General features: G+C 71.3%; 20 protein-coding genes. 8 read left to right on the top strand and 12 right to left on the bottom strand.

Going from position 1 to position 20,415, the window contains the following annotated elements:
* The first annotated feature begins 202 nt into the window (after positions 1 to 202).
* Both HET64_RS01525 and HET64_RS01520 read left to right on the top strand, forming a co-directional pair.
* Complete coding sequence (locus tag HET64_RS01525; RefSeq protein WP_006124906.1) at positions 203 to 847, top strand: IclR family transcriptional regulator; 645 nt, start codon at positions 203 to 205, stop codon at positions 845 to 847.
* 103 nt (positions 848 to 950) lie between these two features.
* Positions 951 to 1,739, top strand: a complete 789-nt coding sequence (locus tag HET64_RS01520; protein ID WP_215101377.1) for a S16 family serine protease — start codon at positions 951 to 953, stop codon at positions 1,737 to 1,739.
* On the opposite strand, the gene HET64_RS01515 is transcribed toward HET64_RS01520, so the two are convergent.
* From HET64_RS01515 to HET64_RS01480, 8 genes are all read right to left on the bottom strand, one after another.
* Entirely contained in the window at positions 1,699 to 3,015 is a 1,317-nt protein-coding gene (locus HET64_RS01515; protein ID WP_215101375.1) for an MFS transporter, read from the bottom strand. The two genes, HET64_RS01520 and HET64_RS01515, sit on opposite strands and share 41 nt — an antisense overlap.
* Positions 3,016 to 3,057: 42 nt before the next feature.
* Positions 3,058 to 3,252 (bottom strand): hypothetical protein, encoded by a 195-nt coding sequence (locus tag HET64_RS01510; RefSeq protein WP_215101373.1) that lies wholly within the window; start codon positions 3,250 to 3,252, stop codon positions 3,058 to 3,060.
* 43 nt (positions 3,253 to 3,295) lie between these two features.
* Entirely contained in the window at positions 3,296 to 3,913 is a 618-nt protein-coding gene (locus HET64_RS01505; RefSeq protein WP_215101371.1) for a transcriptional regulator, read from the bottom strand.
* Positions 3,914 to 3,990: 77 nt separating this feature from the next.
* The gene (locus HET64_RS01500) at positions 3,991 to 4,881 is read right to left on the bottom strand and encodes a glycine betaine ABC transporter substrate-binding protein (protein ID WP_251144627.1); all 891 of its coding nucleotides are present in this window, start codon (positions 4,879 to 4,881) and stop codon (positions 3,991 to 3,993) included.
* A gap of 110 nt (positions 4,882 to 4,991) precedes the next feature.
* On the bottom strand, positions 4,992 to 5,861 hold the full coding sequence (locus tag HET64_RS01495) for an ABC transporter permease (RefSeq protein ID WP_215101369.1): 870 nt from the start codon (positions 5,859 to 5,861) through the stop codon (positions 4,992 to 4,994).
* Positions 5,858 to 7,129 (bottom strand): ABC transporter ATP-binding protein, encoded by a 1,272-nt coding sequence (locus HET64_RS01490; protein ID WP_215101367.1) that lies wholly within the window; start codon positions 7,127 to 7,129, stop codon positions 5,858 to 5,860. Before HET64_RS01490 ends, HET64_RS01495 begins: the two co-directional genes overlap by 4 nt.
* A complete protein-coding gene (locus tag HET64_RS01485) occupies positions 7,122 to 7,769 on the bottom strand; it encodes an ABC transporter permease (RefSeq protein WP_030087600.1) in 648 nt (215 codons plus the stop codon). The genes HET64_RS01490 and HET64_RS01485 overlap by 8 nt, the downstream gene beginning before the upstream one ends.
* 41 nt (positions 7,770 to 7,810) lie before the next feature.
* Entirely contained in the window at positions 7,811 to 8,284 is a 474-nt protein-coding gene (locus tag HET64_RS01480) for an Lrp/AsnC family transcriptional regulator (RefSeq protein ID WP_215101365.1), read from the bottom strand.
* A 122-nt stretch (positions 8,285 to 8,406) separates the two neighbouring features.
* Between HET64_RS01480 and hppD the strand changes: the two genes are divergently transcribed.
* Positions 8,407 to 9,552: a 4-hydroxyphenylpyruvate dioxygenase gene (gene hppD, locus HET64_RS01475; protein WP_215101363.1), complete on the top strand. Its 1,146-nt coding sequence runs from the start codon at positions 8,407 to 8,409 to the stop codon at positions 9,550 to 9,552.
* A 112-nt stretch (positions 9,553 to 9,664) separates the two neighbouring features.
* Here the strand turns inward: hppD and HET64_RS01470 are convergent, their stop codons facing one another.
* Positions 9,665 to 11,326, bottom strand: a complete 1,662-nt coding sequence (locus HET64_RS01470; protein WP_215101361.1) for a lipopolysaccharide assembly protein LapB — start codon at positions 11,324 to 11,326, stop codon at positions 9,665 to 9,667.
* Positions 11,327 to 11,423: 97 nt separating this feature from the next.
* Between HET64_RS01470 and HET64_RS01465 the strand changes: the two genes are divergently transcribed.
* Positions 11,424 to 12,791, top strand: a complete 1,368-nt coding sequence (locus HET64_RS01465; RefSeq protein WP_215101359.1) for an FAD-binding oxidoreductase — start codon at positions 11,424 to 11,426, stop codon at positions 12,789 to 12,791.
* A 25-nt stretch (positions 12,792 to 12,816) separates the two neighbouring features.
* On the opposite strand, the gene HET64_RS01460 is transcribed toward HET64_RS01465, so the two are convergent.
* Positions 12,817 to 13,299, bottom strand: coding sequence for an SsgA family sporulation/cell division regulator (locus HET64_RS01460; RefSeq protein ID WP_215101357.1), 483 nt, complete (start codon positions 13,297 to 13,299; stop codon positions 12,817 to 12,819).
* Between the two features lie 245 nt (positions 13,300 to 13,544).
* Here HET64_RS01460 and HET64_RS01455 point away from each other — a divergent pair, with 245 nt between their 5' ends.
* Both HET64_RS01455 and HET64_RS01450 read left to right on the top strand, forming a co-directional pair.
* Entirely contained in the window at positions 13,545 to 15,179 is a 1,635-nt protein-coding gene (locus HET64_RS01455; protein ID WP_215101355.1) for an RDD family protein, read from the top strand.
* Between the two features lie 183 nt (positions 15,180 to 15,362).
* Positions 15,363 to 16,031: an RDD family protein gene (locus HET64_RS01450; RefSeq protein ID WP_215101353.1), complete on the top strand. Its 669-nt coding sequence runs from the start codon at positions 15,363 to 15,365 to the stop codon at positions 16,029 to 16,031.
* Between the two features lie 30 nt (positions 16,032 to 16,061).
* Here HET64_RS01450 and HET64_RS01445 read toward each other — a convergent pair whose 3' ends face one another.
* The gene (locus HET64_RS01445) at positions 16,062 to 16,373 is read right to left on the bottom strand and encodes a hypothetical protein (RefSeq protein WP_215101351.1); all 312 of its coding nucleotides are present in this window, start codon (positions 16,371 to 16,373) and stop codon (positions 16,062 to 16,064) included.
* A gap of 427 nt (positions 16,374 to 16,800) precedes the next feature.
* Between HET64_RS01445 and HET64_RS01440 the strand changes: the two genes are divergently transcribed.
* Both HET64_RS01440 and HET64_RS01435 read left to right on the top strand, forming a co-directional pair.
* Positions 16,801 to 19,203, top strand: a complete 2,403-nt coding sequence (locus HET64_RS01440) for an immune inhibitor A domain-containing protein (RefSeq protein WP_215101349.1) — start codon at positions 16,801 to 16,803, stop codon at positions 19,201 to 19,203.
* Between the two features lie 124 nt (positions 19,204 to 19,327).
* Positions 19,328 to 19,759 carry a hypothetical protein gene (locus HET64_RS01435; RefSeq protein ID WP_215101347.1) on the top strand — a complete coding sequence of 144 codons (432 nt, stop codon included), beginning with the start codon at positions 19,328 to 19,330 and terminating at the stop codon, positions 19,757 to 19,759.
* Positions 19,760 to 19,794: 35 nt separating this feature from the next.
* On the opposite strand, the gene HET64_RS01430 is transcribed toward HET64_RS01435, so the two are convergent.
* Positions 19,795 to 20,382: an isochorismatase family protein gene (locus tag HET64_RS01430; RefSeq protein WP_215101345.1), complete on the bottom strand. Its 588-nt coding sequence runs from the start codon at positions 20,380 to 20,382 to the stop codon at positions 19,795 to 19,797.
* Between the last annotated feature and the right edge of the window lie 33 nt (positions 20,383 to 20,415).

The following is a 20,415-nucleotide window of genomic DNA, read 5'->3' as shown; positions in this document are numbered from 1 at the left end:
CCGGATTCTGGACGAGGACTTCCGCTGAGCGGACTGGATCGCTACTGTCCCCGCCATATGAACGCCCCGTGGCAACGCCGCCGCGGAGCGCAGCCGGTGCCTTGCCAGGCCGGCGGCCTCTCCGTGCGTCGCCGCTGGGACCGGCGTCGCAACCCCGCCGGAGCAGGACCGTCGTCGCTCACCCCGAAGAGGAGAGGGCGTCGTGACAGCGGAGACCTCCCAGACGCTCGACCGAGGACTGCGCGTCCTCAAACTGCTCGCCGACACCGATCACGGCCTGACCGTCACCGAGCTGTCCAACAAGCTCGGTGTCAACCGGACCGTCGTCTACCGATTGCTCGCCACCCTGGAGCAGCACGCCCTGGTCCGCCGTGACCTGGGCGGCCGCGCCCGGGTCGGCCTGGGTGTGCTGCGGCTCGGCCGCCAGGTGCATCCGCTCGTCCGGGAAGCCGCGCTGCCCGCGCTGCGCTCCCTGGCCGAGGACATAGGGGCCACCGCCCATCTCACGCTCGTCGACGGCAGCGACGCCCTCGCGGTCGCCGTCGTCGAGCCCACCTGGACCGACTACCACGTCGCCTACCGGGCCGGCTTCCGGCATCCGCTGGACCGGGGCGCGGCGGGCCGGGCCATCCTGTCCGCCCGGCAGGCCACGGAGGCCGGACACCCCGGGTACACCCTCACCCACGGCGAGCTGGAGGCCGGGGCCAGCGGGGCGGCCGCGCCCCTGGTCGGGGTCTCGGGCGTGGAGGGCAGCGTCGGTGTCGTCATGCTCGCCGACGCCGTACCGGAACGGGTCGGGCCCCGCGTGCTCGACGCCGCCCGGGAGGTGGCCGACGCGCTGCGGTAGGCCCGTACCGGCCGGGGAGCGCCCGGGTCCGTCCTCGCGGAGGCGGCGGGGGCGGCGTACGCCTGGCGCGTTCCGGCCGGAGGGCGGCGGTTAGATTGGGTGCGTGCTCACTCGTCTCACGCGCCCCCGCGTCCTCGCCCTCTGCGCGCTGCCCGTCCTCGCCCTCTTCGGTACGGCGGCCTTCGCACCGCTGCCGTTCACCCTGGCCCGGCCCGGGGTGACCGCGGACGTGCTCGGCAAGGACGACGGGCGGCCGGTGATCACCATCACCGGCGCGGAGACCCGCCCCACCGACGGGCAGCTGAGGATGACGACGATCCTCGCCACCGGGCCGAAGGCGGACGTCCGTATCGGCGAGGTGATCGACGGCTGGTTCCGGACCGACCGGGCGGTCATGCCGCGCGACTCCGTCTACCCCACCGGTGGCTCCGAGAAGGAGATCGAGAAGCACAACCTCGACGACATGAGGCAGTCGCAGAACGTCGCCGTCGACGCCGCCCTGAACTACCTGGACCGCGAGCCCGGTTCGATGCGCGTGGAGGTGGACCTCGGCGACATCGGCGGCCCGAGCGCCGGCCTCTTCCTCTCCCTCGGCATCATCGACAAGCTCGACGGCAACGGCTCCGGCGGCGACCTCACCGGCGGCCGCACCATCGCCGGTACGGGGACGATCAGCGCGGACGGCAAGGTCGGCGCGGTCGGGGGCGTGTCGATGAAGGCCCAGGGCGCCCACCGTGACGGGGCGAGCGTCTTCCTCGTGCCGAAGGCGGAGTGCGCCCAGGCGGAGTCGGAGGCGCCCGACGGGCTGCGGATCGTGCCCGTCTCCACACTGAAGGACGCGGTCGGCTCGCTCAAGGCCCTGGAGACGGGCGGGCCGGTGCCGGGCTGCTGACCTTCGGCGGAACCGGCGGTACGGGGGGCGCCGGCTGTACGGGCTCCGTCAACGGCCCGTCGTCCAGCGTCCGCCAGGACGGGAACACCAGCGGGCTCAGCGTGGCCAGGAAGTAGACCCCGCCCATCATCAGCAGCGCCCCCGTCGCGCCCGCGCCCTCCACCAGCAGCCCGGCCGCGAGCCCGCCCAGCGGCATGGCGAACTCGCTGCCCGCCGTCAGCACCCCCGACACCCGGCTGCGCAGTCGGTCCGGCACACGCTCGTAGACGACCGTCGTCAGGATCGGGTTCAGCACGCCGCCCGCGATCCCGCCGAGCAGCATCGTGACCGCGAGCGGAAGCGTCGTCCCGGTCACCGCGGCGACCAGGAACCTCGGCGCGCCGCACAGGATCACGCACACCGTGAACACCGTCCGCCGCGAGAACCGGTGTCCCACCGCCCCGTACAGCAACGCGCCCAACAGCCCGCCCGCCCCGAACATCGCGGTGAGCAGCCCGATGGCGGTCGCCCCGCCCAGCTCGGCCTCGGCGTGCACCGGGAGCAGCACGGCGTACCAGCCCTGGTCGGTGCCGTTCATGAGCATCACCATGACCACGATCGCCAGCAGCAGCCGGTTGCCCAGCAAGTGGGTGTATCCCTCGCGGAGTTCGGAGCCGTAGACGCGCAGCGAGACCGGGGCCCCGGTCTCGCGCGGCTCGGCCGCCCGGATCCCCCGTACGCCTGCGGCGATCAGCAGGGCGGACAGCCCGAACGTCGCCGCGTCCAGCAGCAGGACGGTCTCCGCGCCGGCGAAGGCGATGAGGACGCCGGCCAGGGCCGCGCCGACCATCCGGGCCCCGCGCGAGACCGCGTCGAAGAGGCTGGCGGCCCGGGGGAGCGTGATGCCGGCGTGCTCGGCCAGGTCCGGGATCAGGACGTAGCGCGCGGTGTTGCCCGGGGTGTGGGCGAACCCGTTGACCGCCATCAGCGCGCACAGCATCCAGAAGTCGAGGACGCCGGCGAAGTGCAGCAGGGGGATCGCGGCGATGGCCGCCGCGCACACGGTGTCGGAGGCGATGGCGACCCGGCGGCGGCCGATCCGGTCGATGACCGGTCCGCCGATCAGGGCGGCGACGACGATCGGCAGGGTGGCGCAGAAGGCGACGAACCCGGCCCGGCCCGCGCTGCCGGTGGTCTCCAGGACGAACCAGGGGACGCCGATCAGGGTCAGTGAAGTGCCCGCGGTGGAAATGGAGTTGGCCGCGAGTGTGGCGGCGAGCGGGGTGCGGTGCCCCATGGTTCTGTCTCCCCCGAGTCGATGGTTGGGCCGAGTCGACGGCTACGCCGGATGGAAGGCGGCGGTGCGGGGCGCGGTCGCCTCCCGGCTCTGAGTGGTCAGGCGCAGCCCCACCTCGACCAGGGTCCAGCCGACCCGGGTGCGCAGGCTGGTGCGGGGAAGACGGAACGCCGTTGCCTCGCACTGGAGTTCGGATGCTCGGGCGGCGTGCAGGAGGTGGTGGACGTCGGCGTGCATAAGTGGATTCCCCTCAAGTGGTGGGCTGTTGGCGGCACGGCGCTCATTCGGAGAGGCGCGGGAAGGCGTGCAGGTGGGTCCGGACGACGGCCGATCCCTCGGTGTCGTCGGGGACGGCGCCCCGGTAGCTCTCCATCAGTTCGTGGACCTTCCGGGACATCTCCATGGCGAGTTCCGGGGTGAGGCGGATCGTGAAGTCACTCATGTCCCAGCTGCGCTGCCACTCCTCCGGCCAGTCGTCCACGGTGCCCAGCCAGGTATTCAGTTCCTGGGCGTGCGACGTGGCCGTCTCGTGCAGGACGAAGTCGATGGCCCCGCGCACCTCCGGGTCGGCATGCCTCCGGAAGTCCGTGGTCTCGAACATCGAGCCGTCGTGCACCGACCGCCACCAGCGCTCGCGGCCCTTGCCCAGCTCCGGAGCGTCCTCGACCAGCCCGCTCTCCGCCAGCTGGCGCAGGTGGTAGCTGGTCGCACCGCTGGACTCGCCCAGCCTTTCGCCGAGTTGGGAAGCGGTGGCGGGGCCGAAATCGCGCAGCGCCTTCAGCAGGCGAATCCGCAGGGGGTGCGCGACGGCGCGCAGCGTACGGGCGTCGACGTTGTGGATCCTGCGGTCGGTTCCGTCATGGCGGTAGGGGTGGGGGGTGTGCTCGTTCTCCGGCATGTCTCGACAGTAGAGATGCAAAGAGTGCTTTGCAAGGCTTTTTTGCAACGAGGTCTTTGCAGCGCACCCCGGACAACTCACTCCTCCTCGATGAACCCCTCCGCCACCAGCCAGTCCTTGGCGACCTCGTGCGGGTCCTCGCCCTCGACGTCCACCTTGGCGTTCAGCGTCTGCGCGACCTCGGTCGTCAGCTTCCTCGCCAGCGGGTCCAGCAGCTCCGCGATCACCGGGTACTTCTCGAAGGTCGCCTCGTGGATGACCGGGGAGGCGTTGTAGTTGGGGAAGAAGTCCTTGTCGTCCTCCAGGACGTCCAGGTTCATCGCCTTGATCCGGCCGTCGGTGGTGAACACCTCGCCCAGCAGGCAGGAGTCGGACCCGGAGACCTGGGTGTAGATGATCCCGGCGTCCATCTTCTGGATGTTGCCCGCCGGGATCCTCATCCCGTACCGCTTCTCCATGCCGGGCAGCCCGTCGTCGCGGGAGGCGAACTCGTTCTCCACGCAGATCGTCACCGCGCCCGGGTCCTTCTTCACCAGGGCCGCCACGTCCGAGAGGGTCTTCAGCCGGTACTTCGCGTTGTTCTTCTTGCTGATGGCGAGCGCGTACGTGTTGTCGAGCGGCGCCGGCGGCAGCCAGACCACCCCGTTGCCCCGGTCCTCGTCCCGCACCGCCTCGTACTGCTTCCTCGGGTCGACGATGGGGTCCGCGTGGCCGAGGAAGGTGATCCAGCCGGTGCCCGTGTAGTCCCACTGGGCGTCGGCGTCGCCGTTGATGATGGCCTCGCGGGCGCTGATCGAACCCGGCAGGTTCGTCCGGTCCAGGACCTCCGCCCCGGCCGCCTTGAACACCAGGCCGGTCATCTGGCCCAGGATGATGTTCTCGCTGAAGTTCTTCGACGTCACGGTCAGCGACGCGCCCTTGAGCGGCTCGCCCTGCCCTACCGACCCCGGCGACACGTCGTCCACCATCGGCGAACCGCTCTTGAGCCCGCAGCCGCCCAGCGTCAGTGCCAGCGTGAGGGACAGGGCCGTGCCGCCGACCGTGAAGGCCCCGCGCCGGGGAACGTACGCCGTCCTCCTCATCGCTCCTCCAGCCCGCGCGGCGTCAGCGCCAGTTCGGCCAGCGAGGCCAGCCAGTCCACCAGCAGGGCCAGCACTACCGTCAGCACCGAGCCGATGATCAGCACCGGCATCCGCTGCGTCTGGATCCCCGACGTGATCAGGTCGCCCAGTCCGCCGCCCCCGCCGAACGTCGCCAGCGTCGCCGTGCCGACGTTCAGGACCAGTGCCGTACGCACCCCGGCCAGGATCAACGGCACCGCGAGCGGCAGCTCCACCTTCATCAGGACACCCCGGCCCGACATCCCCATCCCGCGCGCCGCCTCGATCATGTTCGGCTCGATCGCCCGCAAACCCGCCACCGTGTTGGAGAGCACCGGCAGCACCGCGTAGATCACGATGCCGATGATCGCGGTCCGCGGGCCGATGCCCAGCCAGATCACCAGCAGCGCCAGCAGACCGATCGCGGGCGTCGCCTGCCCGATGTTGGCCAGCGCGGTGAACGCCGGGGCCGCCTTCCGCAGCCGCCGCCGGGTCAGGGCGATGCCCAGCGGGATCGCGATGATCAGCACCCAGAGCGTGGAGATCGCCGTCAGCCGCACGTGCTGCCACCAGCGCAGCTGCACGTTGCCGCCGCTCAGCGAGTTCTCCGCGATCGAGTCCAGATGGATGTTGGTGATCCAGACGTAGGTGATGACCACGATGACGACGAGCACCGCCGGCAGGACCACCAGCTTCCGCCAGGTGAACCGGCGCTCCGGTGCGGCCGGTCCGGGGGAGGGGTCGCTCTCCTCGTCGTGGAACGCGTGGCCCTTGACGTCGTGCTCGCCCGGCGGGCGGGTGGGGGTGGCCGGGCCCTTGCCGGAGCCGGACGGATGGCTGGGACTCATCGGCCGTCGCCACCCCCCTCCAGCTCCTGCTCCGTCTGGTGGACCCGCAGCTCCTCCAGCTCGTGCTGGTGCTCCATCGCCGTCAGCCGGTCGGCCTCCAGCAGCTCCTGCACGTTGTCCATCAGCGTCTTCATGTCGACGACCCCGATGAACTCGCCGCGCCGCCCGGTCACCGCGACCCGGCCCCCGCTGTCGGTGAGGACCGCCTCCAGCGCGTCGTGCAGCGTGGCGTCCCGGGTCACCGTGTCGTGCACCAGCTGCCCGGCCCGCGCCAGCGAACCGCGCGCCCGCATCAGGTCGCCGCGCCGCAGCCACTTGTACGGACGGTTGCGGCGGTCCAGCATCAGCAGCTCGTTGTGCGGGCCGCTGCGCAGCTTGTTGAAGATCGACTGGAGCGGGTCCTCGACCGTCACCGTCGGGAAGTCCGCGATGCCCACATCCCGTACGCGGGTCAGGTTCAGCCGCTTCAGGGCCGCGCCCGCCCCCACGAAACCCGAGACGAAGTCGTCCGTCGGGTTGGTCAGGATCGCCTCGGGGGTGTCGAACTGCGCGATGTGCGAGCGCTCCCGCAGCACCGCGATCCGGTCGCCGAGCTTGATCGCCTCGTCGAAGTCGTGGGTGACGAACACGATCGTCTTGTGCAGCTCGTGCTGGAGCCGGATCAGCTCGTCCTGGAGGTGGTCGCGGGTGATCGGGTCGACCGCCCCGAACGGCTCGTCCATCAGCAGGACGGGAGGGTCGGCTGCCAGCGCCCGCGCCACCCCCACCCGCTGCTGCTGCCCGCCGGAGAGCTGGCGCGGATAGCGGCCGTGGAACTCGCGCGGGTCCAGGCCCACCAGGTCGAGCATCTCCTCCACCCGGTCCTTCACCCGGGACTTGGACCAGCCGACCATCTTCGGGACCAGGGCGATGTTGTCCGCGACCGTCATGTGCGGGAAGAGGCCGGAGGACTGGATGGCGTACCCGATCTTGCGGCGCAGCTTCACCGGGTCGATGTCGGTGACGTCCTCGTCGTCGATCCGGATCCGGCCCGACGACGGCTCGATCAGCCGGTTGATCATCTTCAGGGTGGTGGACTTCCCGCAGCCGGACGGGCCGACGAAGATCACCGTCTCGCCCGCCCTGATCTCCATCGAGACGTTCTCGACGGCCGGGTTCGGGTTGCCCGGATAGCTCTTGGTGAGGTTCTCCAGCTGGATGGTGGCCCCGGAGGTGGCGGCGGTCCCGCCCGCGGTGGCGGCCCCGGTGTCGGTCTCGGTCTCAGGCACGGATCCCCCTCGGGATGGTCAGCCGTCCCAGCAGGACGTACGCGGCGTCGAAGAGCAGGGCGAGGACGACGATGCCGAGCGTGCCCGCGAGGACCTGGTTGATCGCGTTGGCGCTGCCCAGCGAGGCGATGCCCCGGAAGATCTCGTTGCCGAGGCCGGGCCCGGAGGCGTACGCGGCGATGGCGGCGATGCCCATCAGCATCTGGGTGGACACCCGGATCCCGGTCAGGATCGGCGGCCAGGCGAGCGGCAGCTCCACCCGGCACAGCCGGGCCAGCCGCGACATCCCGATGCCCGTCGCCGCGTCGACCAGCGACGGATCGACGCCCCGCAGCCCGACGATGGAGTTCCGGACGATCGGCAGCAGCCCGTACAGCGTCAGGGTGATCACGGTCGGCGCGACGCCGAGGCCGACCAGCGGGATCAGCAGGCCGATCGCGGCGAGCGAGGGGATGGTGAGGATCGTGGCCGTGGAGGTGATGGCGAGCGAGCCGCCCCAGCCGCTGCGGTAGCTCACCACGCCGATGACCACGCCCAGCACGGTGGCGATGACCATGCACTGGAAGACCGCGCTGACGTGCTGGAACGCATCCGTGAGGAGCTGCTGGTGGCGGGTGTTCAGATACTCCCAGAAGCTCACACGGCGCTCCTTCGGATCGGGTGACCTCCCGAGCCCGTCGCTCAGTCGGTGTCCTCGGCCGCCTGTTCCACCAACGGGATGATCCGCAGCGGAACCGGGTTCTCCATGACGATCGCCGTGGAGGCCCGGACAATGCCATCAAATCCGACAACCCGGTCGATCACCCGCTGGAGATCGGCGTTGGAACGGGCGACCAGGCGGCAGAACATGTCGCCGTGCCCGGTGGTGGTGTGCAGCTCCAGCACTTCCGGCACGCCGCCCAAATGGGCGCGTACGTCGACCCCTTGGCCCTGTTTGATCTCCAGCGTGGCGAACGCGGTGACCGGGTAGCCGAGCGCCGCCGGATCCACGTCGGGGCCGAATCCCCGGATGACGCCGTTCGACTGAAGACGGTCCAGCCGCGCCTGCACGGTCCCGCGCGCCACCCCGAGCCGCCGGGACGCCTCGAGGACGCCGATCCGTGGTTCGCGCGCCAGGAGCACGATGAGCCGCCCGTCCAGATGATCGATCGCCATGAGCCTGCCTCTGATGGTCACCCTGTACAGATAGTCCGGCCATCATGGCGATCCACTGGGCACATTGACCAGTCAATGCGCGAACTGTTGCGCACCTTGCGATGTGGGGAGAGCCTTCGAACATGACTGAGACTCTGCACACCAGCCCCGAGACCGCCCGGCGGGCCGACCCCTTCCCGGTCAAGGGAATGGACGCGGTCGTCTTCGCCGTGGGCAACGCCAAGCAGGCCGCGCACTACTACTCGACCGCCTTCGGCATGAAGCTGGTCGCCTACTCCGGACCGGAGAACGGCACCCGCGAGACCGCGAGTTACGTCCTGACCAACGGCGCCGCCCGCTTCGTGTTCACCTCCGTGATCAAACCGTCCACCGAGTGGGGCACCTTCCTCGCCGACCACGTCGCCGAGCACGGAGACGGCGTCATCGACCTCGCGATCGAGGTCCCGGACGCCCGCGCCGCGTACGCGTACGCCGTCGAGCACGGCGCCCGCGGCATCACCGAGCCGCACGAGGTCAAGGACGAGCACGGCACCGTCGTCCTCGCCGCCATCGCCACGTACGGCAAGACCCGCCACACCCTGGTGGAGCGCTCCGGCTACGAGGGCCCCTACCTCCCCGGCTTCGCGGCGGCCTCGCCGATCGTCGAGCCGGCCGCGAAGCGCACCTTCCAGGCGATCGACCACTGCGTCGGCAACGTCGAGCTGGGCCGGATGAACGAGTGGGTCGGCTTCTACAACGAGGTCATGGGCTTCACCAACATGAAGGAGTTCGTGGGCGACGACATCGCCACCGAGTACTCCGCCCTGATGTCGAAGGTCGTCGCCGACGGCACGCTCAAGGTCAAGTTCCCGATCAACGAGCCGGCCATCGCGAAGAAGAAGTCGCAGATCGACGAGTACCTGGAGTTCTACGGCGGCGCGGGCGTCCAGCACATCGCGCTCGCCACGAACGACATCGTCTCCACGGTCCGCTCGATGCGCGCCGCCGGCGTCCAGTTCCTGGACACCCCCGACTCGTACTACGACACCCTCGGCGAGTGGGCCGGCGAGACCCGGGTGCCGGTCGAGACCCTGCGCGAACTGAAGATCCTCGTCGACCGCGACGAGGACGGCTACCTGCTGCAGATCTTCACCAAGCCGGTCCAGGACCGGCCGACCGTCTTCTTCGAGATGATCGAGCGCCACGGCTCCATGGGCTTCGGCAAGGGCAACTTCAAGGCCCTGTTCGAGGCGATCGAGCGCGAGCAGGAGAAGCGCGGCAACCTCTGATCCGCGTCTCTCTGATCTGTGTCTCTCTGATCTGCGTCTCCCACGCGGAACGCCGCCGCGGTCCGGGGCAGTACCCCGGACCGCGGCGGCCCACGTCGTTCACGGCACCGTGTCAGGGGCTCTTCGACGCCTCGGCCGCCTCCGGCTTCCCGGCCGCCGGGCTGCTCGCCGCGGCCTTCGACGGGGCCGGGGACGGGGACGTGGAAGGGGCCGCATTCGAGGGGGCCGGAGCCTCGGGCCTCGTCTCCCGCCTCGGCTCCGGTTTCGGCTCCGGAGCGGGCGGCGGCTGCAGGTCGCCCGGCCCGCCCGGCGGCGGCTCACCCAGCGCGTCCAGCGCCTCCCGGGCCAGCGGCGCGGCGAGCGGCGAGAAGGCCGGGTTGGTGCGCACGGCCTGCTCCAGATTCCGGCGCGCCGGACCGTAGTCCTCCAGCTCCCGCTGGATCACGCCCAGGTGATACGCGTACGAGGCGTTCCGCACACCCGTGCCGACGGCCCGCTCCGCGTACTCCAGACCCTCCTCGGACTCGCCCGCCCGGTGCAGCGCCCAGCCCAGCGCGTCCGCCACCGCCGCACTGCGGTGCTGCTTCGCCCACTGGCCGCGCAAAAGCTCCACCGCCGCGTCCGGGTCCCCGTGGTCGGCCTCGAAGCGGGCCAGCACCAGGGACTCGTCGACCCCGGCCTTCTTCGCCCCGGCCACCATCTCCCGCAGCGCCGCGTACTGGGTGCGGGCGTCCCCGTCCAGCCCCAGCGACTCGTACAGCTCGCCCAGCTCCAGGGCGTACTCCGGGCGCGGGAGCTTCTCCAGCGCGCTCTGGTACGCCGCCAGCGCCTCGTCGGTGCGCTCCAGCGCCACGAGGGCCCGGGCCCGGCCCGCCAGCGAGGCGTGGTGACCGGCGTCCGTGCGCAGCGCCGCGTCGAACTGCGCCACCGCCTCCTCCGGTTCGCCCCGCTCCCAGGCCAGCTCGCCCAGCCGGTGCAGCGCCTCGGCCTTCTCGGCGGGCTGCGTCGCCCGGTCGGCAGCCTCCCGGGCGGTGGCCAGCGCGTCCTCGCGCCAGCCCTGGCCCCGGTACAGCTCGGCGGTGCGGGCCAGCGCCGGAACACCCTTGCGCAGCTCACCGAACTTCTCCGTCGCCGCGGTCGCCGCCTTCTGGTCGCCGAGCCCGGTGTACGCGTCGATGAGGACCGGGTACACGCTCCAGGCCTTCGGCTGCTGCCTCTTCACCGTCTCGCCCCACCGCTTCGCCGCGAGGAAGTCGTGCCGGGCGTTGGCCAGGGCCGCCAGACCCACCCACGCCTCCCCGTTCCCGCGCTCGCCCGCCCGCGCCGCCAGCGAACGCTTCAGGGTCTCCTCGGCGCGGGCGTAGTACGTCGTGTCCGCCGAACGCCGCGCCCACTCCACGTACGCCGTGCCCAGCGTCGCCAGGGACGGGGCGTCCTTCGGGTGGGACTCCACCCACTTCTGCCGGTCCCCGATCAGCGCGGTGAGGTCCGAGAGCGAGGCGGGGGAGCCCGCGGTCGTCGCCGCCTCGGCCCGCTCGACCGGCCCCGGCTCCTTCGGCCCGTCGCCCTCCCCGTCCTCCACCGCCACCAGCGCCCCGGCCAGCAGCACCCCGGCGGCGACCGCGCCGAACGCGGCCCGGCGCAACGTCGTCCGCAGGGTCGGCGGCGGCGGGGGTACGGCGGTGGCGCCTTCGGCGGGCATCACGTAAGGGTCCTGCGGGGACGGTTCGGGCGGCTGGCGGGACTCCGGATCCTGCTGCGGCATGACATCCATGGCCATCACTGTGCGTCAGTCATACGAGCACACCGCTCCTTGGGATCGCCGCCGCCCACGGGTTCACACCATTGGCCCCGGGTGACACGCTTGGATCATGAGCGATCTCCTCGAACGGCTGCGCGCGGGACTGCCCCCCGAGGCGCTGATCACCGATCCGGACGTCACCGCGTCCTACGCCCACGACATGGCGAGCTTCTGCGAGGCCGGCACCCCGGCCGTCGTGGTGCTCCCGCGCACGGTCGAGCAGGTCCAGCACGTCATGCGCACCGCCACCGCGCTGCGCGTCCCGGTCGTCCCGCAGGGCGCCCGTACCGGCCTGTCCGGCGCGGCCAACGCCTCGGACGGCTGCGTCGTGCTCTCCCTGGTGAAGATGGACCGGATCCTGGAGATCAGCCCGGTCGACCGGATCGCCGTCGTCGAACCGGGCGTCGTCAACGCGGTGCTGTCACGCGCGGTGAACGAACACGGTCTGTACTACCCGCCGGACCCCTCCAGCTGGGAGACGTGCACCATCGGCGGCAACATCGGCACCGCGTCCGGTGGCCTGTGCTGCGTGAAGTACGGGGTCACCGCCGAATACGTCCTGGGCCTGGACGTCGTCCTCGCCGACGGACGGCTCCTGACCACCGGCCGTCGCACCGCCAAGGGCGTCGCCGGATACGATCTGACCCGGCTCTTCGTCGGCTCCGAGGGCAGCCTCGGAATCGTCGTCAAGGCCGTCCTCGCGCTGAAACCACAGCCGCCCCAGCAGCTCGTCCTCGCCGCCGAGTTCCCCTCGGCAGCCGCCGCCTGTGACGCTGTGTGCCGGATCATGGAACGTGGTCACACCCCGTCACTCCTCGAACTGATGGACCGTACGACCGTGCGTGCCGTCAACGCCATGGCCTCCATGGGCCTGCCCGAGACCACCGAGGCCCTGCTGCTCTGCGCCTTCGACACCCCCGACCCGCTCGCCGACCTCGCCGCCGTCGGAGCCCTGTGCACCGCCGCAGGGGCCACCGAGGTGGTCCCCGCCGACAATCCCGCGGAGTCCGAACTCCTCCTCCAGGCACGCCGGATGTCGCTCACCGCACTGGAGACCGTCAAGCCCGCCACGATGATCGACGACGTCTGCGTACCGCGCTCGCAGCTCGGCGCGATGCTCGCGGGCACGGCGGCCATCGCCGAGGAGTACGACCTCACCATCGGCGTCTGCGCCCACGCGGGCGACGGCAACACCCACCCCGTCGTCTGCTTCGACCACCACGACCCCGACGAGTCCCGCCGGGCCCGCGAGTCCTTCGACGCCATCATGGCGCTCGGCCTCGAACTGGGCGGGACCATCACCGGCGAACACGGCGTCGGCGTCCTCAAGAAGGAGTGGCTCGCCCGCGAACTGGGCGAGACCGGCATCGAACTGCAGCGCTCCGTCAAGGCCGCCTTCGACCCGCTCGGACTCCTCAACCCCGGCAAGCTCTTCTGACAGCGGCCCCGCTGTCCGGCCGCCCTCACGCCTCGCCGTCCTGGGACGGCGCGTCGTCCGACTGCCACGGGTCGCTCAACCAGAGGTCGTCGGCCGGCAGCGGGGCCAGCAGCTCCGCCAGCGCCTCGTCCATGCCGAGCCGGTCGCTCTCCGAACCCGGCGGCACCACCCGCAGGGTCCGCTCCACCCAGGCGGCCACGGCGGCCGAGTTCACTTCGAGCAGGGCGTTGCCGTCCGGGGAGGTGAGGGCCACACAGATGACGCTGCGGCCCGCGACCTTCGTCGGCCAGATCCGTACGTCCCCGTGCCCGCACGGCCGGAACACGCCCTCCACCAACAGCTCCCGGGCGAACGTCCAGTGCACGGGCGACTCGGAGCCGATGTGGAAGGCGATGTGCACGGCGTACGGGTCGTCCGTGCGATACGTCAGCCGGGCGGGTACCGGAATGGACCGCTCGGGGGACAGGACCAGCTTCAGCTCCAGCTCACGTTCCACGATGCTCATCATGAGAATGCACAACCTTCCGGTGCTCGTGGGCCGGCCCCGTGACCGTCCCGCACAAGGAGAGAGCGCCCTCCCCGCCACCTATTACGCGACTTCTCCAAAAAACTTCGTGCGGTCCCGAAAGTGGTCCCAAACAGGTGGACCGGCCCGGGGGTGGCCGGCGGTCTGATAGATGTGGACCCTTGTATTGAGGCCGTCCCCGCCCGGCGGGGACGGCCTGAGGCCTCGAAGAGATACGGGACCCGCTGATGAGCGCGCCAACTCCGGCACCCGGTGACGAAAGCCCCCGCGAGGGCTACTACCCCGACCCCTCCATCCCCGGCTACGTCCGGTACTGGAACGGCGCGTCCTGGGTCCCCGGCACGAGCCGCCCCGCGCCCCGTCAGGCGGGTCCGGCCGCCGCTCCCGCCGCCGGTGCGCAGGCCGCGCCGGTGGAGGAGACCGGGCCGATCTTCTTCGACGAGGAGGATGGCCTCCAGGACGGCCCGGCGGCCCCGGCCGGATCCGGTGAACCCGCCGCGGACACCGCGGACTCGGCGTCCGTCTGGCAGGCGGACACCGCGCGCCAGAACGGTTTCGGCGGCGAACGGGACCGCCGGGTCGACTGGGGCGGGCCGGCCCAGGAGCCCGCCGGCCACCCCTCGGCGCCGGCCGACCCGAGGGCGCCGCTGGCCCAGGATCCGACCGGCGGCGCGCTGCCGGGGATGCGGGACGGCGGCCGGTCCGCCGAGGAGGCCGGGGCGCGTCCGCCGACGGACGGGACGGTCACGATCCGCGCGGTGGGACCGCGCGCCGCGGGGCCCAACGCCGTACAGCCCGGCGCCGCACAGGCCAATGCCGTTCCGCCTGCCGCCCCGGCATCGTCGAACGCCGGTACGCAGCAGGGGCCGCAGAACGTGGGCGCGGCACAGAGCAGCCTCGCACCGGCTCCGGCGCCCCGGGCACTGCCGGCGCAGGCACAGCAGCCACAGCAGTCACCGGCGCAGCACGCGCAGCCGCGGCGGACACCGGTGCAGCAGGCACCGCTGCCGACTCCCGCACAGGCCGCCCCGGCCCCGGCTCCCGTACCGCAGGAAGTGCGGCAGGGGCCGGTCCAGGCCCCTGCCCCCGCGCCCACACCGTCTCCCGCCCCCGTGCGGCCCGCGGCCCTGCAGACACCGCTGACGCCGGGCCCCGGCGGCGGCTCGGCCTCCTGGGCGCAGCAGGTCCACCAACTGGCCCAGCCCGAACCGCACCAGCAGCAGCAGCAACCGCACCAGCACCAGCACCAGCAACCGCACCAGCACCAGCACCAGCAACCGCACCAGCACCAGCACCAGGGGCCGGACGCGGACCAGCCCGTCGTGCCCTGGAAGCCGCCGGTCGACGACCCCTTCCAGCAACTCGCCCGCAACCAGGCCTCGGCCCGGCCCGCGGGGCTCGGCAAGCGGTTCGCCGCCCGGCTGGTCGACAGCCTCGTGCTCGGCGCGGCCGTCGGGGCGGCGGCCGTCCCGCTGGCGACCCGGGCGCTCGACCACATCGACCGGAAGATCACCGCGGCGAAGGAGACGGGGGAGACGGTCACCGTCTGGCTGCTGGACTCCACCACCGGGGCGCTGCTGGGGGCCCTGCTCGCCGCGTTCCTCCTCATCGGCTTCCTCCTGGAGGCGCTGCCGACGGCCAAGTGGGGCCGGACGCTGGGCAAGAAGCTCTGCGGGCTCGACGTACGGGACATCGAGTCCCACGACGCGCCCACCCTGGGCGCGGCCCTGCGCCGCTGGCTCGTCTACGGCGTGCTGGGGCTGCTCGTCATCGGCGTCGTCAACGTTCTCTGGTGCCTGATCGACCGGCCCTGGCGCCAGTGCTGGCACGACAAGGCTGCCCGCACCTTCGTCGCGGGCTGAGCGGGCTGAGCGGGCTGAGCGGGCTGAGCGCGCTGAGCGGGCCCGGTGGCTCGCGTGCCCGGGCTCCGGGGACGCGTGACCGAGCGCGCGGCGACATGCCCGTTTAGACTCGTATGCCACTCCGTGTCCCCCGAACGCACCTGAGCCGTTGCGGGGCCCGGTGACGCGGGATGCACTGCCCCCATGAGCAACGACCAGCCGACGCCCGGCCAGCCGCCCGAGGACGACGATCCGTTCCTCAAGAAGCCGCAGGAGCCCTCGCCGCCGTCCGAGGGTCAGCCGTACGGCAGTGCGCCGCCCCCGCCGCCGCCTCCGCCCCCGCCGAACGACCCGTACGGCAGCGGCGGCGGCTTCGGGGCGCCCGATCCGCTGGCCGGAATGCCGCCGCTCGCCGAGCCGGGGAAGCGGATCCTGGCGCGGCTCATCGACTTCCTCATCATCTCGATCCCGCTGTACCTGATCTCGCTGCCCTGGGGCGGCGCGGTCGACGTCAACGGGGACGGGGACGACGGGTTCGGGGACGCGGTCGCCAGCGGGTACAGCGGGCACCAGCTGCTCTGGTCGATCATCGGTCTGGTGGTCTACGTCGCCTACGACACGTACTTCACCCACAAGGACGGCCGCACGCCGGGCAAGCGGCTGCTCAAGCTGCGCGTCGCGATGCTCAACGACGGGCGGGTGCCCGACACCGGGGCCGCGCTGATGCGGGCCGTCGTGCTGTGGGCCCCGGCGCTGCTGTGCTGCCCGTGCCTGTGGTGGCTGATCAACATCGTGCTGATGTTCACCGACAAGCCCTACCGGCAGGGTCTGCAGGACAAGGCGGCCAAGACGGTCGTGGTGGCCGCCCGCTAGCGGACGGCCATCCTCCGGTCCGTCGTCCGCTCAGCGGCGCAGCGAGTGGTCGTTCGCCGGTGCCGACGAGCGGCCCGCCGCGACCCGCTCCCGGGCCCCGACGCCCTCCAGGGCGTGGTGGGTTCGGGAGGCGGCGTCGGCGGTCGCCGTCCGTCCCGTCCCTTCCCCTCCGCGGTGGCGGGGCAGGCGCACGGCGACCAGGAGGCCGAGGGCCAGCGCGGTCGTGCCGACGGCGGCGACGCCGATGCCGGACTCCGTGCGGAACAGCAGCAGCAGGGCGAGCGTCGTGACGACGACGGTGGCCGAACCGTAGGCGAACTGTGCGGCAGTCGGACGCGGCATGGCGGTTTCCGTCCTCGGGACGTCGGATGGGCGGGCGGCGGTCGGCACGGTCGTGCGCGCCGAACGACCCTACGACGGTGAATGCCCGAGCCGGACCGGTAGTAAGCGTGACCTAACACACGGTACCGGTGCACAGGGGGCGCACGGAGTCACGCCTCTCACCAACCGGACAGCGGAACGCGCCTGTTGGGGTGTGGCGAACGGCCCGGTCCCGGCCGGCGGCGTTCTTTTGCCGTTCCCATGCCCTCCTCATACCGTCCGCATACCGGAAGAGCCCTCCGCATAGTGCACTTGGCCTGTTCAAGTCAAGGTCTGTCTTTTCTCTCATAACTCCGATCGAATGTCGTCACTTGTGACGCGTTTACGCGCACGGCCCGTTTCATACCCCCCTGGCCGCGGCGCGGACGCCCGGGGAGGACTGCATCAAGTGACCAATCAGAGACAGGCGCTTCGCGCCGCCGCCGTTGTCGTGGCCATGGCTGCGACCGCCGCGACGGCGTCGACCTTCGCCACCGCCCAGGCGCATGACAGCTCATCAGGTTCCGGTGTCTCCACCGTCGACCGCCGTGACCCGGCGCCGGCCAAGGGGCACGTGGAGCACAACCTGGAGGGCCCCTTCAGCGAGGAGCAGGCCGCCCAGCGCGAGGCCGCGCTGGAGCTGGTGCTGTCCGGCGACAAGAAGGTGGCGAACCGGAGCGGCTCCAAGGTCGTCAAGCTCGGCGACAAGAAGTACGTGGAGCTCGGCCGGGAGAAGACCGACAAGATCTTCACCATCCTGCTGGAGTTCGGCGACCAGGTCGACGACACCACGATGTTCGACCCCGACGGCGACGGCCCCAAGCCGCCCGTCAAGAAGTTCGGGGGCGCCCCGGGCCCGGCGCACAACAAGATCGCCAAGCCGGACCCGAAGAAGGACAACAGCACCGCCTGGCAGGCCGACTACAACCAGGAGCACTTCCAGGAGCTCTACTTCGGCGAGGGCAAGGGCGTCAACTCGCTCAAGACCTACTACGAGAAGACCTCCTCGGGCCGCTACTCGGTCGAGGGAGAGGTCTCCGACTGGGTCAAGGTCCCCTACAACGAGGCCCGTTACGGCTCCAACTACTGCGGCCAGTCCAACTGCGCCAACGTGTGGGACGCGGTGCGCGACGGCGTGAACGCCTGGGTCGCGGACCAGCAGGCCAAGGGCCGCACCGACGCGGAGATCAAGGCGAACCTCGCCGAGTACGACGAGTGGGACCGCTACGACTTCGACGGTGACGGCAACTTCAACGAGCCCGACGGCTACATCGACCACTTCCAGCTGGTCCACGCCGGCGAGGACGAGTCGGCCGGCGGCGGCGCCGAGGGCACCAACGCCATCTGGGCGCACCGCTGGTACGCGTACGGCACCAACGCCGGTGCGACCGGCCCCGCGGACAACAAGGCCGGTGGCGCCCAGATCGGCGACACGGGCATCTGGGTCGGCGACTACACCGTCCAGCCCGAGAACGGCGGCCTGGGCGTCTTCGCCCACGAGTACGCCCACGACCTCGGTCTCCCGGACCTGTACGACACCTCCGGTGGCGGCGAGAACTCGGTCGGCTTCTGGTCCCTGATGTCGGCGGGCTCCTGGCTCGGCACCGGCAAGGGCGAGATCGGCAACCTGCCGGGCGACATGACCTCGTGGGACAAGCTCCAGCTGGGCTGGCTCGACTACGACAAGGCCAAGGCCGGCAAGACCTCGCTGCACAAGCTGGGCGTCTCGGAGTACAACACCAAGAACCCGCAGGCGCTCGTCGTCGAGCTGCCCAAGAAGGCCGTCACCACCACCGTCGTCAAGCCCGCCGAGGGCGCGAAGCAGTGGTGGAGCGACATGGGCGACGACCTGTCGAACACCCTGACCCGCCCGGTCGACCTGACCGGCAAGTCCAAGGCCACGCTGGACCTTTCGGGCTGGTACGACATCGAGGCCGACTACGACTACCTCTACACCGAGGTGTCCGACAACGGTGGCGCCAACTGGACCGCGCTCGACGGCACCGCCGACGGCAAGGCCCTCCCGCGCGACGCCAGCGACAAGCCGGCCCTGACCGGCGTCTCGGGCGCGTACCAGAAGCTGTCCTTCTCCCTGGACGCCTACGCGGGCAAGAAGGTCGACCTCCGCTTCCGCTACCAGACGGACGGCGGCGCGGGCGGCAAGGGCTTCGCGGCCGACGCCGTCACCGTCACGGCCGACGGCGCCGCGCTCTTCTCGGACAACGCCGAGGGCGACGACAACGGCTGGACCGCGAAGGGCTTCTCGCGCATCGGCGAGTCCTTCACCCAGGACTACCCGCAGTACTACATCGCGGAGAACCGCCAGTACGTGTCGTACGACGAGACCCTCAAGGTCGGCCCGTACAACTTCGGCTTCTCCGGCACCCGTCCGGACTGGGTCGAGCACTACGCGTACCAGAACGGTCTGCTGGTCTGGCTCTGGGACACCTCCCAGAAGGACAACAACACCTCCGTCCACCCGGGCCAGGGTCTGATCCTGCCGATCGACGCGCACGCCAAGCCGCTGAAGTGGAAGGACGGCTCGCTCCTGCGCAACAAGATCCAGCCGTTCGACGCGACCTTCAGCTGGTACCCGAACCAGGGCTTCACGCTGCACAACGCGGACGTGCCGCAGTACATCAAGCCCGCCCTGGGCAACCCGGTCTTCGACGACCGGAAGGGCACCTACTGGTACAAGGAGAACCCCACGGGCAGTGTCAAGGTTTCTGACACGAACACCCGCATCTCCATCGTCCACGAGCCCCGCAACGGCTCGACGATGAGCGTGCTGGTCAGCCCCTCGGGTCGCTGATCAAGGAGAACCGCAGGTCAAACCATGATCGGCCGTCGCCCCCTAGCGGGCGGCGGCCGATCGTGTTTAGGTGCGTCTTGTTCACATCCTTATTGACACGACGTCTCACGGGGGAGCGCGGAGCATGGCTGGCGGAGGTTTCTGCAGGTTGCCGAACGGCACGGTGGTGGTCGCACTGACCCTGACCAGACCGGACGGGGGAACAGGCCCCCACGGGGGTACGGGAGCGGGGCCCGGGGCCCCGGTGCGGGTGCTGGTGCACGCGGCGAACCGGGCGCGCGCCCTGACCAGGCTGCGCAACCTGGGGCTGCGGGCGGTCTACCTGCGCGGCAACGACCTGCCGCCCACGCCGGACGAGGTCACGGCGGTGCTGCACCATCCGGACGGTCTGCTGTGGCGGGCCGCCCCGCAGACGGACCCGGCCGGCCTGTCGGGCCTCGCACCCCAGTCGCCCCGGTCCTCCCCGTCACCGCAGTCGTGCCAGGAGCTGTGGCACCCGATCAGGGCCCTGCTGGGTCCCACCGGGTACGCCGGACCGGCCCGCCCGGCCGCGTAGGCGCAAGGGGCGTGGTCCGGGAGGGGCGGCCGCGACTACGCGACGACCGGTGTGCCGGAGAGCTTCACGCCCGCCGTGCGCATCTCCGCCAGGGCCCGGTCGGTGGTCGCCCCGGACACGCCCGCGGTCAGGTCGAGCAGCACCTGCGTGACGAAGCCCTCGCGGGCCGCGTCCAGAGCGGTGGCCCGCACGCAGTGATCGGTGGCGATGCCGACGACGTCGACCTCGGTGACGTCGCGGTCGCGCAGCCACTGGGCGAGCCCGATCCCGTTCTCGTCGGAGCCCTCGAACCCGCTGTACGCGGCCGCGTAAGCCCCCTTGTCGAACACCGTGTCGATCGCGCCGGAGGCGACGGCGGGCGCGAAGTTCGGGTGGAAGCCGACCCCCTCCGTACCGGCGACGCAGTGCACCGGCCAGGAGTGCTCGAAGTCGGGGCTGGACGAGAAGTGGTCGCCCGGGTCGATGTGGTGGTCGCGGGTGGCCACCACATGGCGGTAGCCGGGCTGGGCGGCGCCGATCAGGTCGGTGATGGCGGCGGCGACGTCGGCACCGCCCGCCACCGCGAGGCTGCCGCCCTCGCAGAAGTCGTTCTGAACGTCCACGACGATCAATGCGCGGTGCATGGCGGGTGTCCTTCGGTGGGGGCGGGAGCGGAT

The sequence above is a fragment of the Streptomyces sp. McG3 genome (genome assembly GCF_018619185.1).
GTDB lineage: Bacteria > Actinomycetota > Actinomycetes > Streptomycetales > Streptomycetaceae > Streptomyces.
This window is presented reverse-complemented; position numbering and strand designations above follow the sequence as displayed.